Source organism: Streptomyces sp. SCSIO 30461 (genome assembly GCF_037023745.1).
Lineage (GTDB): Bacteria > Actinomycetota > Actinomycetes > Streptomycetales > Streptomycetaceae > Streptomyces.
In genome coordinates, this window is sequence record NZ_CP146101.1 from 5,393,298 (window position 1) to 5,405,000 (window position 11,703).

An 11,703-nucleotide genomic window follows, 5' to 3' on the forward strand; every position below is an offset into this window, starting at 1 on the left:
TCGGACGGATTCGCCGGATCAGCCCGGTCAGCCGTGTTTCATGTGCTTGGCCGGGACAGTCGCGTCTCACCGAATTCAGCCCTGTTCGTCGGGATACGCCTAGTGCGGCGCGCCGCGCCACCCCGAGACCGGCAGTGCGAACTTCGCCACCAGCCGGTCCGTGAACGACGCGTGGTGCAGCCGCGCCAGACGCACCGGGACCTCGCCCCTGCGCACCTCGACCCGCGCGGCGTGCGGCAGTTGCACCGCCCGGCGGCCGTCGCACCAGAGGACGCCGTGCGGGGTGTTCGGCTGGACCTCCACTGCCAGGACAGATGCGGGTGAGGTGACCAGCGGCTTGGCAAACAGCGCGTGCGCGCTGATCGGCACCATCAGCAGTGCCTCGACCTCCGGCCACACCACAGGGCCGCCCGCCGAGAAGGCGTACGCAGTCGAGCCGGTCGGAGTGGCGCAGACGATGCCGTCGCAGCCGAAAGCGGTGACGGGCCTGCCGTCGATCTCCAGCACGACCTCCAGCATGCGCTCCGCCGACACCTTCTGGACAGCAGCCTCGTTGAGGGCCCAGTCCCGGTGCACCACGTCGCCGTTGCTCCGCACGACGACATCGAGGGTCATCCGCTCCTCGACCTCGTACGAGCGCGTCACGACCCGGTCGACGACCTTGTCGAGATCGTCCCGTTCGGCCTCCGCGAGGAACCCCACCCGCCCCAGGTTGACGCCGAGCATCGGCACCCCGGACGCGCGGGCGAACTCGGCGCCGCGCAGCAGCGTGCCGTCACCCCCCAGCACGATCAGCAGCTCGCAGCCGTCGAGCACCTCGGGGGTGGCCTCTGGGACGGTTTCCACGGCGTCCGGGAGCGGGAGGTCCCTCGCCTCGAACGCGAGCACCCGCACGCCGAGGCCGGCCCTCAACAGGCCCTGGACGACGAGCTCGGCGCTGCGGATGGCCGCCGGCCGTCCGGTGTGCGCCAGCAGGAAGACGGTGCGGGTGGTGTGCGCGGCTCCGCTCGCCGCCGTGCTCGTGCGCACACTCGTGGTCGTACTGGTATCGGTCAACGCGGCCCCTCCGCCACTGCACGATCGACATCCCCCGGGTCGAGGCCCGGCGCCCCGGCCCTGAGCCACAGAAAGTACTCGACGTTCCCGGAGGGGCCGGGCAGCGGACTGGCGGTCACGCCGAGCACGCCCAGACCGAGCTCCCCGGCCTGGCGCGCCACGGTGCGCACCGCGTCGGCACGCAGCTCGGGGCTGCGCACCACTCCGCCGCTGCCGAGCCGCTCCTTGCCGACTTCGAACTGCGGCTTGACCATGAGGACGAGATCGGCGTCGGGCGCCGTGCACCGCACGAGTGCGGGAAGCACAAGGCCGAGCGGGATGAAGGACAGGTCGCCCACGACCAGCTCCACCGGCACCCCGTCGATCGTCTCCACGGTCAACTCACGTACGTTCGTACGGTCCTTGACCGTCACCCGTTCATCGGTCCGAAGCGACCAGGCGAGCTGCCCGTAACCGACGTCCACGGCGACCACGTGTGCCGCGCCGGCGCGCAACAGCACATCGGTGAAGCCCCCGGTGGAAGCGCCCGCGTCCAGCGCCCGCCTGCCCTCGATCCTCAGTCCCTGCGGTACGAACGCCTCGAACGCGCCGGCGAGCTTGTGGCCGCCGCGTGAGACGTACTCGGGGTCGGTGTCGTCCCGGGTGACGACGATGGCGGCGCTGGTCTCGACCTGTGTGGCGGGCTTGGTGGCGGTGTTGCCACCGACAGTCACCCGTCCTGCCGCGATCAGCTGGCTCGCATGCTCACGCGAGCGTGCGAGCTTACGGCGTACCAGCTCGGCGTCGAGACGGCGGCGTGCCAGTCCTGCCACGTTCGGTTCAGCTCCTGTGATTGTGCGTGCGGTCGTACAGGTCGTGCGGAGTTCGCGGTGCGTCAGGACGCGGCCCCGGGGGTTGCGCGTCCAGCGCGGTCAGCGTGTCGCGCAGACCCCGGTGTACATCCTCGTACACCTCGAGATGTCCGTCCGCCGGGAGCAGGTCGACGTCGGCCAGCCGCTCCAGACGCGCGTCGACCTCCGCGTCGCCGGTGGGGACGCGCTCGACACCCAGCGGCGCGGGCGCGGCCGGTTCGTACGGCTCCGGTACCGGAGCAGCCTGTGCCGCTTCCCCCGCCGACAACGCCTCACCAGGCGCTACCGCATCGCCAGGGGCTTCCATCGAGTCGCTCATGCCCAGACGCTACCCCGAAGCACTGGGGTACCGTCGATCACGATGGCGACCACGCAGGAGTGCCGCAGCGCACTCGACAGACTTTCGGACAACCTGGCGGCGGCGGACGGGGAGCTGCGCGGCGCCGCCGCCCTCGACCGTGCCCTGAGCTGCCACATCACGGACCTCGATGTCACCTTCACCGGCAGACTCTCCGCGGGCCGGATCGAGGTGCTGGACACCCTGGACGGACCGCCCGCGAAGAGGGCGGACATCCGGCTCGCGATGACCGGCGACGATCTGGTGGCGATGGTCGACGGAAGGCTGAACTTCGCCAAGGCGTGGACCTCGGGCCGGGTCAGACTCGAGGCGGGATTCCGTGATCTGCTGCGGCTGCGGGCACTGCTGTAGCCGGTGCCGTTCGGGCGGCCCGGCGCCGGGCCAGCGGCACCACCAGCGGTGTGCCCGTCTCCGGGTCCTCGATGACCTGAGACCTGACCCCGAACACCTCCTCGACGAGCTCGGCGGTCACGACATCCCCGGGAGCGCCTTCCGCGGCGACCTTCCCACCGCGCATGGCGATGAGGTGTGTCGCGTAGCGGGCGGCCTGATTGAGGTCGTGCAGCACCGCGACGAGCGTACGGCCCTGGGTCTCGTGCAGCTCGGCGCAGAGGTCGAGGATCTCCAGCTGGTGCTGGATGTCGAGGAACGTGGTGGGCTCGTCCAGCAGCAGCAGGGGGGTCTGCTGGGCGAGGGCCATGGCGATCCAGACCCGCTGCCGCTGGCCGCCGGAGAGCTCGTCCACGTAGCGGTCGGCCAACTCGGCGACACCGGTCGCGGTCATCGACTCCCGGACGATCCGCTCGTCCTCATGGGACCACTGGCGCAGCAGGCCCTGGTGCGGGTATCGGCCGCGGGCGACCAGGTCGCCGACCGTGATGCCATCGGGCGCGATGGAGGACTGCGGAAGCAGACCGAGGGTCTTGGCCACCTTCTTCGCCGGCATCGAATGGATGGTCTGCCCGTCCAGCAGCACCCGGCCCTGGCTGGGCTTGAGCATCCGCGACAACGCCCTCAGCAGAGTGGACTTGCCACAGGCGTTCGGTCCGACGATCACCGTGAACGAGTGGTCGGGTATCTCGACCGAGAGGTCCTCGGAGATCACCCGCTGGTCATAGGCGAGGGTGACCGACTCCGCGGTGAGGCGCTGCATGGAAGTACTCCTGCTCCTGGGGTTCTTCGCGGGCTTCTCGGGCTTGTCGCGCCTGTCGGGCTTCTCGGCTTCCTCGGGCCCTTCGGCCCGGGTGGCCGTCATATGCGGCCCGCCTTGCGCTCGGTGACGAGCAGCCAGAGCAGATAGACACCGCCGAGCACACTGGTGACGACACCGACCGGCAGCTCCCGGTCCCCGAAGGCCGAGGTGGCGATCCAGTCCGCACTCAGCAGCAGTGCCGCCCCCATCACGGCGCTCGTTCCGATGTTCGGGCCCGGGGACCGGGTCATCCTGCGGGCGAGCTGAGGAGCGCTGAGGGCGACGAAGACGACAGGTCCGGCCGCCGCGGTGCCCGCGGCCGTGAGCACCACTGCGGCGCCCATGAGCACGCCCCGGGTCCGCTCGACGCTCACTCCGAGCGCGTACGCGGCGTCATCACCCATCTCCAGCATCCGCAGCGGCCTGCCGTATGCCATGCACAGCGGGATCAGCAGCACGCACATCACGAGCAGTGGCCAGAACTGGCTCCAGTCGCGCCCGTCGAGCGAGCCGGTCATCCAGACCACGGCACGCGTGGCGTCGACCAGGTTCGCCCTGGTGACGAGGTAGTGGATGGCACCGGCGAGCATCGCGGCGATCGCGATGCCGACCAGGACCAGCCGGTAGCCGTGCACTCCGCGCTTCCACGCGAGCAGATACACCGCGAGCCCCGTCACCAGAGCGCCCACGATCGCGCCTCCGGCGGTCGCCGCCGCCCCACCGTGGAACAGCACGATGACGATGAGCGCGCCGACCGTCGCACCCTGACCGATGCCGAGTACATCAGGACTGCCGAGCGGATTGCGTGAGATCGATTGGAAGACCGCGCCACCGACCGCGAGCGCGGCACCGACCAGCAGGGCCACCAGCACCCGCGGCAGCCGTACTTCCTGGACGATGAACTCCTGCGCCGGCGTTCCGTCGCCGAGCAGGGTCGCCATCACTTCCTCCGGCGTCATCGGGTAGTCGCCGCTGCCGACGAGCACGACCGCCACCATGAGCGCGGCAATCAGCAGGAGAAGACCCACCAGGGACGCCCGGGGGTCGACGCGGACCGAGAGGCCACCAGGGGCGCGTATCGCCGTCACGGCTTTCACCGACTTCACGGACCTGTCGGTCCTCACGGCCGTCGCAGTGTCCGCGCCGTTGCCACCGTTCGCGCCTTTCGCGGCCTTCACAGCTGAGCCATCCTCTTGCGCCGTACGAGATGGATGAACACGGGTCCGCCGACGAACGCGGTCACCACACCCACCTGGAGCTCGGAGGGCCGCGCCACGATCCGGCCGATGACATCGGAGCCGAGCAGCAGCACGGGCGAGAGCACGGTGGCGTACGGCATGATCCAGCGCATGTCCGGACCGGTGATGACCCGTACGAGATGCGGAATCATCAGGCCGATGAAGACGATCGGTCCACAGGCCGCGGTCGCGGCGCCGCACAGCAGCGTCACCGCGAGCATCGCGAGCACACGTGTACGGGTCAGCCGCGTGCCCAGGGCTCGTGCGGTGTCGTCACCCAACTCCAGCGCGTTCAACGGGCGGGCGATCAGCAGGGCGACCATCACCCCCGCGCCGATGAACGGCGCGATCCTGCCGATCGTCTCGGGATCGGCGGAGGCCAGCGAGCCGACGGTCCAGAACCGCAGCCGATCGAGCGCGGCCGAGTCCAGCAGCTGGACGGCGTTGACATAGCCGTACAACGCCGCCGTGGCCGCCGTACCGGCGAGGGCGAGTCGCACCGGAGTGGCACTGCGGCTGCCGCCGAGCACGTACACGACGACGGAGACGACACCCGCCCCGATGAAGGCGAACCAGACGTAGGCGCTGACGGACCTGACACCGAGGAAGCTGATGGCGGACACGACGGCAGCCGCCGCGCCGGCATTGACCCCGAGCAGTCCCGGTTCGGCGAGCGGATTGCGGGTGAGCGCCTGCATCACCGCGCCCGCCAGGCCGAGCGCCGCGCCGACCAGCAGCCCGAGCACGGTCCTCGGCACGCGGACGTCGTGCACGATCACGTCGTTCCCGGTGCCGGTGTTCTCGAAGAGGCCGTGCCACACATCGCCCACCGGAATCGGCTTGGCCCCGATGGCGATGCTCGCGACGCACACGAGCAGCAGGACACCGACGGCGGCCAGCAGTCCCACGGCACGCAGCACATGGCGCTTACGCGGTTCGGGCGTGGGCACCGGCTCGGGCCCTGACTCAGCGGACGCCGGGTCCGCGCTCTCTTGGGAAGGACTGTCGAGCAACACGTGGTTAGGTTAGCCTAGCCTCCCAAAGTGCCCGATTGCAGGGTCACCACCCCAGGCGGTCCAGCACCTTCGCCGCCTCCAGGCGGCTCGTTCCCTGCCCGGCGTCCGTCCACACCGCCGCACACAGCGCCCGCAGGCCGTCAAGCGCTTCGCCCTCGCCCTCCAGTTCCAGGGCGCCCTCGCGCACGAACGCCCGCCAACCCCGGCAGCCGAACGTACCCGCGTCGTCGCTCACCTCGGGCTGACCGGTCAGCAACCCCCGCAGATCGGCGTCCACGTAGGTCGGCCGGTGCTCCGGCCGGGCAGCCAGCAGCTGTGCCGGGTCCGTCACTCCGGTCAGTACGAGCAGCGAGTCCACGCCCCCGTTGAACGCCCCCTCGACATCGGTGTCCAGCCGGTCCCCCACCACCAGCGGGCGCTCGGCTCCCGTCCGTAGGACGGTCTCCCGGTGCATCGGCGGCAGCGGCTTCCCCGCCACCTGCGGCTCGGCGCCGGTGGCGATCCGCACCACCTCCACCGCCGCGCCGTTCCCTGGCGCGATACCCCGGGCGCTCGGGATCGTCAGGTCCGTGTTGGAGGCGAACCACGGCACACCACGCGCGATGGCGTAGCACGCCTCGGCGAACCGTCCCCAAGCCAGCTCAGGGCCGCCGTACCCCTGCACCACGGCGGCCGGATCGTCGTCCGCCGACTCCACCGGTACGAGCCCGCGTTCGCCCAGTGCGACCCGAAGCCCCTCACCGCCCACGACCAGCACCCGCGCGCCCGCGGGAACCTGGTCGGCGATGAGACGCGCCACGGCCTGCGCCGAGGTCACGACATCGGCGGACTCGGCGGGCACCCCGAGCTCCGTGAGGTGCAGCGCCACCGCGTCCGGTGTGCGCAGCGCGTTGTTCGTGACGTACGCCAGGTGCATACCCCCAGCACGCGCGGCCGCGAGGGCGTCCACCGCGTGCGGAATCGCCTTCCCACCCGCGTACACCACCCCGTCGAGATCGAGCAGCGCGGTGTCGTACGCGACGCTCAGCGCACGTGCGCTCCCGCTCGGCCTGGTCCTGCCCGGCTCGCCCATCCTGCTCCGCTCCTCACTCGTGGTGCTCTCCCCAGATCATCGCCTATGTCCCCCGCCACATACGATGCATGGATGAACACGAGAGGTGTCCCGGCGGATGACGGCCTGCGCCTGATGCCGTTCCGCGGACTTCGCTATGTCCCCGAGCGGGTGGGCAGTCTTGCCGCGGTGACCTCGCCCCCGTACGACGTGGTCGTACGCCCGGACGGCCTGCTTCACCTGGAGTCGGCGGATCCGCACAACATCGTCCGGCTGATCCTCCCGCAGGCCGACACGGCCTCCGAACGCAACGAGCAGGCCGCCGAGACGCTGGAACGGTGGCTGGCCGACGGGGTCCTCGCGCCGGACCCGGAACCCTCCCTCTACGTCTACGAGCAGCGAAAGGGCGAGATCCTCCAGCGAGGACTCATCGGTGCCCTCGCCCTCTCCGAACCTGGCAAGGGCATCGTGCTCCCGCACGAGGACGTGATGCCGCATGTGGTGGCGGACCGCGCCGCGCTGATGCGGACGACCGCGGCCAATCTGGAGCCCCTGCTCCTGACCTACCGGGGCGACGGCTCCGACTCCGGAGCGGGAGCGGTCATCGACCGGATCGCCCTCGAACGCCCCCTACTGGCCACCACCACCGAAGACGGCTTCAGCCACCGGCTGTGGTCTGTCACCGCTCCCGACGACCTCGACCGCATCTCCCAGGACCTGACCCGCCACCAAGCCCTGATCGCCGACGGCCACCATCGATGGGCGACGTATCTGCTGCTGCGCGACGAGCGGCGGGTGCCGGGAGCCTGGAACTACGGCCTGGTACTGCTGATCGACACGACTCGCTATCCGCTTCGGGTCCGTGCGATCCACCGGCTGCTGAACCGCCTGCCGGTGGCCGACGCCCTGGCAGCCGTCAAGGGACTCGCACGGGTGCGCGACATCGACGGGCCCCTCGACAACGCCCTTGAGGCGCTGGCGGAGGCGGCTCAGGAAGGCAATGCCTTTCTCCTCGCCGGTGACGGCGACTTCCACCTTCTGGACCGCCTTGATCCCGCTCTGGTGGCGCGTACGGTACCGAGCGGCCGGCCGGAGGCCTGGCGGAGCCTCGATGCGACGGTGCTGCACTCCACGTTGCTGGAGCACATCTGGCGGATCCCTGACTCCCCCGATGAAGTCACCTACATCCACGCCACCGAGGCGGCGGTCGAACAGGCCGAACGGCGCGGCGGCACGGCCGTGCTGATGCATCCCGTACGGGAGGACGTGGTGCGGGATCTCGCGCGCCAGGGTGTCACGATGCCGCGCAAGTCGACGTCATTCGGTCCCAAGCCGGCGACGGGGCTGGTGCTGAGGAGCCTGACTCTGGACTGATGAAGTCCGGAACGCGGACGAAGGTCCGGTCCCGTGACTGCTCATGGGACCGGACCTTCGCTGTGTCCGCCGCGCCGGAACCGGCTCAGTCCTCGTCGGTGTCCTCGACGCCCTGGCCGGCCGACTCGTCCTCGGAGTCGGCCTCGGCCACCACGGTGCCGGCAGCGGCGACGCTGTTCTCGTCCGCGTCCTCGTCCCTGTCCCCGTCCTCGACGAACGCGTCGACGAATTCGACTCCGTCCAGCGCGGCAAGCCGGTCCGAAGCGTCCGTTGCCCCGTCCTTGTCCGCCTCCACGGCCTTGGCGAACCACTCGCGGGCGTCGTCCTCACGGCCGGCGGCCAGGAGCGCGTCCGCGTAGGCATACCGCAGTCGGGCACTCCACGGCTGGATCGCGTTCGAGGCCAGCTCAGGGCTCTGGAGCGTGACGATGGCGGCATCCAGCTGCCCCATGTCGCGCCGCGCACCCGCCGCGACGAGACGCATCTCGACCTGCCCGGCCTTGTCCAGCTTCTGGACCTCGGTTTCACCGGCCATCGCCAGTGCCTTCTCGGGCCGGCCCATGCCCCGCTCGCAGTCCGCCATCACGGGCCACAGTTCGACACTGCCGGTCATCCGTCGCGCGGCACGGAACTCCGCCAGCGCCTCCGAGTACTTCTGCACGGCATACGCGGCGAATCCCGCCGCCTCACGCACAGCCGCGACACGGGAGGCGAGCCGCAGGGCCACTCGGGAGTACCCGTACGCCTGCTCCGGGTCCTCGTCGATCAGCCGGGCGACCATCACCAGATTCCTGGCGACGTCCTCCGCGAGTGTCCTCGGCAGGCTCTGAAGCTCCTGGTGCACATCCGCGTCGATCTCGTCGCCGGTGACATCCTCCGGGATCGGCAGCCGCTTGATCGGCTCCCGGTCCCGCCCACGATCCCGGTCGCGGTCATCCCGCCCGCGGTAGCCGCCACGGTCGCGGTCGGCCCGGTCATCGCGACGGGGACCACGCGGGGCACGGTCATCCCGACGGAACCCACCACGGTCGTCATCCCGACGCGGACCACGGTCATCCCGACGGAACCCACCACGGTCGTCGTCCCGACGCGGACCACGGTCATCCCGACGGAACCCACCACGGTCGTCGTCCCGACGCGGGGCACGGTCATCCCGACGGCCGTAACCACGGTCATCGTCCCGACGCGGGGCACGGTCATCCCGACGGAACCCACCACGGTCGTCGTCCCGACGCGGGGCACGGTCGTCGTCCCGACGCGGGCCACGGTCATCCCGACGGCCGTAACCACGGTCATCGTCCCGACGCGGACCACGGTCATCCCGACGGAACCCACCACGGTCGTCGTCCCGACGCGGGGCACGGTCATCCCGACGGCCGTAACCACGGTCATCGTCCCGACGCGGGGCACGGTCATCCCGACGGCCGTAACCACGGTCATCGTCCCGACGCGGGGCACGGTCATCCCGACGGCCGTAACCACGGTCATCGTCCCGACGCGGACCACGGTCATCCCGACGGAACCCACCACGGTCGTCGTCCCGACGCGGACCACGGTCATCCCGACGGCCGTAACCACGGTCATCGTCCCGACGCGGACCACGGTCATCCCGACGGAACCCACCACGGTCGTCGTCCCGACGCGGGGCACGGTCATCGTCCCGACGCGGGCCACGGTCATCCCGACGGCCGTAACCACGGTCATCGTCCCGACGCGGACCACGGTCATCCCGATGGAACCCACCACGGTCGTCGTCCCGACGCGGGGCACGGTCATCCCGACGCGGGCCACGGTCATCCCGACGGCCGTAACCACGGTCATCGTCCCGACGCGGACCACGGTCATCCCGACGGAACCCACCACGGTCGTCGTCCCGACGCGGGGCACGGTCATCGCGTGGGAACCCACCACGGTCGTCGTCCCGACGCGGACCACGGTCATCCCGACGGCCGTAGCCACGGTCGTCATCCCGGCGCGGACCACGGTCATCCCGATGCGGGGCACGGTCATCGCGTGGGAACCGACCCCCACGGCTATCGTCGCGACGGTCATCACGGCGCTCGTCACGACGTCCGTATCCACCACGGCTGTCGTCTCGGCGCGCGTAGCTGCCTCGGTAACCACTCCGGTCACCGCCGCCGTCCTGGCGACGCGGCGCGCGTTCCGGACGATCGTCGGAGGAGTTGGTGGACATCGGTATGGCTCCTGTCATTCGGGTACCGCAAGTCAATTCTCACGCAGCCGGCCACCCAGCGCGCTTCGGGCATTTTCAGGAAAAACAAAAAGGACCCGTGGTCCCAGCTGAACGCTGGGACCACGGGTCCAGAAAGATTGTTCGGCGGCGTCCTACTCTCCCACAGGGTCCCCCCTGCAGTACCATCGGCGCTGAAAGGCTTAGCTTCCGGGTTCGGAATGTAACCGGGCGTTTCCCTAACGCTATGACCACCGAAACCCTATCGGGTTCGAGCGAACAAGCACACTTTTCAATTAAATAAGTGAAACTTGGTTCAACCGGTGCGACTGTTCGCAACCCGGGAACCACACAGTGGACGCGAGCAACTGAGGACAAGCCCTCGGCCTATTAGTACCGGTCAACTCCACACGTTACCGTGCTTCCATATCCGGCCTATCAACCCAGTCGTCTACTGGGAGCCTTACCCCATCAAGTGGGTGGGAGTCCTCATCTCGAAGCAGGCTTCCCGCTTAGATGCTTTCAGCGGTTATCCCTCCCGAACGTAGCCAACCAGCCATGCCCTTGGCAGGACAACTGGCACACCAGAGGTTCGTCCGTCCCGGTCCTCTCGTACTAGGGACAGCCCTTCTCAAGACTCCTACGCGCACAGCGGATAGGGACCGAACTGTCTCACGACGTTCTAAACCCAGCTCGCGTACCGCTTTAATGGGCGAACAGCCCAACCCTTGGGACCGACTCCAGCCCCAGGATGCGACGAGCCGACATCGAGGTGCCAAACCATCCCGTCGATATGGACTCTTGGGGAAGATCAGCCTGTTATCCCCGGGGTACCTTTTATCCGTTGAGCGACGGCGCTTCCACAAGCCACCGCCGGATCACTAGTCCCGACTTTCGTCCCTGCTCGACCCGTCGGTCTCACAGTCAAGCTCCCTTGTGCACTTACACTCAACACCTGATTGCCAACCAGGCTGAGGGAACCTTTGGGCGCCTCCGTTACCCTTTAGGAGGCAACCGCCCCAGTTAAACTACCCATCAGACACTGTCCCTGATCCGGATCACGGACCCAGGTTAGACATCCAGCACGACCAGAGTGGTATTTCAACGACGACTCCACAACCACTGGCGTGGCCGCTTCAAAGTCTCCCACCTATCCTACACAAGCCGAACCGAACACCAATATCAAACTGTAGTAAAGGTCCCGGGGTCTTTCCGTCCTGCTGCGCGAAACGAGCATCTTTACTCGTAGTGCAATTTCACCGGGCCTATGGTTGAGACAGTCGAGAAGTCGTTACGCCATTCGTGCAGGTCGGAACTTACCCGACAAGGAATTTCGCTACCTTAGGATGGTTATAGTTACCACCGCCGTTTACTGG

11 protein-coding genes and 2 rRNA genes (1 of these 13 cut by a window edge) are annotated in these 11,703 nt (G+C 68.9%); 2 read left to right on the top strand and 11 right to left on the bottom strand.

Annotation, left to right across the window (positions count from 1 at the left end; translation table 11 throughout):
• Positions 1 to 99 precede the first annotated feature (99 nt).
• The 3 genes from V1460_RS24110 to V1460_RS24120 are packed head-to-tail and all read right to left on the bottom strand — an operon-like array spanning position 100 to position 2,226.
• Entirely contained in the window at positions 100 to 1,029 is a 930-nt protein-coding gene (locus tag V1460_RS24110; protein ID WP_338678181.1) for an NAD kinase, read from the bottom strand.
• A gap of 23 nt (positions 1,030 to 1,052) precedes the next feature.
• A complete protein-coding gene (locus tag V1460_RS24115; protein WP_338675703.1) occupies positions 1,053 to 1,868 on the bottom strand; it encodes a TlyA family RNA methyltransferase in 816 nt (271 codons plus the stop codon).
• Positions 1,869 to 1,875: 7 nt separating this feature from the next.
• Positions 1,876 to 2,226, bottom strand: a complete 351-nt coding sequence (locus tag V1460_RS24120) for a hypothetical protein (RefSeq protein WP_338675704.1) — start codon at positions 2,224 to 2,226, stop codon at positions 1,876 to 1,878.
• A 42-nt stretch (positions 2,227 to 2,268) separates the two neighbouring features.
• Between V1460_RS24120 and V1460_RS24125 the strand changes: the two genes are divergently transcribed.
• Positions 2,269 to 2,616 (top strand): SCP2 sterol-binding domain-containing protein, encoded by a 348-nt coding sequence (locus tag V1460_RS24125; RefSeq protein WP_338675705.1) that lies wholly within the window; start codon positions 2,269 to 2,271, stop codon positions 2,614 to 2,616.
• On the opposite strand, the gene V1460_RS24130 is transcribed toward V1460_RS24125, so the two are convergent.
• From V1460_RS24130 to V1460_RS24145, 4 genes are all read right to left on the bottom strand, one after another.
• A complete protein-coding gene (locus tag V1460_RS24130) occupies positions 2,564 to 3,418 on the bottom strand; it encodes an ABC transporter ATP-binding protein (RefSeq protein ID WP_338678182.1) in 855 nt (284 codons plus the stop codon). The two genes, V1460_RS24125 and V1460_RS24130, sit on opposite strands and share 53 nt — an antisense overlap.
• Before the next feature lie 98 nt (positions 3,419 to 3,516).
• Positions 3,517 to 4,581 (bottom strand): FecCD family ABC transporter permease, encoded by a 1,065-nt coding sequence (locus V1460_RS24135; protein WP_407077516.1) that lies wholly within the window; start codon positions 4,579 to 4,581, stop codon positions 3,517 to 3,519.
• A gap of 50 nt (positions 4,582 to 4,631) precedes the next feature.
• Positions 4,632 to 5,711 carry a FecCD family ABC transporter permease gene (locus V1460_RS24140; RefSeq protein WP_407077517.1) on the bottom strand — a complete coding sequence of 360 codons (1,080 nt, stop codon included), beginning with the start codon at positions 5,709 to 5,711 and terminating at the stop codon, positions 4,632 to 4,634.
• A gap of 43 nt (positions 5,712 to 5,754) precedes the next feature.
• Positions 5,755 to 6,783 (bottom strand): HAD-IIA family hydrolase, encoded by a 1,029-nt coding sequence (locus V1460_RS24145; RefSeq protein ID WP_338675706.1) that lies wholly within the window; start codon positions 6,781 to 6,783, stop codon positions 5,755 to 5,757.
• 72 nt (positions 6,784 to 6,855) lie between these two features.
• Here V1460_RS24145 and V1460_RS24150 point away from each other — a divergent pair, with 72 nt between their 5' ends.
• Complete coding sequence (locus V1460_RS24150) at positions 6,856 to 8,136, top strand: DUF1015 domain-containing protein (protein WP_338675707.1); 1,281 nt, start codon at positions 6,856 to 6,858, stop codon at positions 8,134 to 8,136.
• Positions 8,137 to 8,221: 85 nt separating this feature from the next.
• Here V1460_RS24150 and V1460_RS24155 read toward each other — a convergent pair whose 3' ends face one another.
• The 4 genes from V1460_RS24155 to V1460_RS24170 form a co-directional block, all read right to left on the bottom strand.
• Positions 8,222 to 8,980, bottom strand: a complete 759-nt coding sequence (locus V1460_RS24155) for a tetratricopeptide repeat protein (RefSeq protein ID WP_338675708.1) — start codon at positions 8,978 to 8,980, stop codon at positions 8,222 to 8,224.
• Positions 8,917 to 10,269, bottom strand: a complete 1,353-nt coding sequence (locus tag V1460_RS24160; protein WP_338675709.1) for a hypothetical protein — start codon at positions 10,267 to 10,269, stop codon at positions 8,917 to 8,919. Before V1460_RS24160 ends, V1460_RS24155 begins: the two co-directional genes overlap by 64 nt.
• A 200-nt stretch (positions 10,270 to 10,469) precedes the next feature.
• Positions 10,470 to 10,586, bottom strand: a 5S ribosomal RNA gene (rrf, locus tag V1460_RS24165).
• A gap of 111 nt (positions 10,587 to 10,697) precedes the next feature.
• Positions 10,698 to 11,703 (bottom strand): 23S ribosomal RNA (locus tag V1460_RS24170); it runs 2,116 nt beyond the window's last position.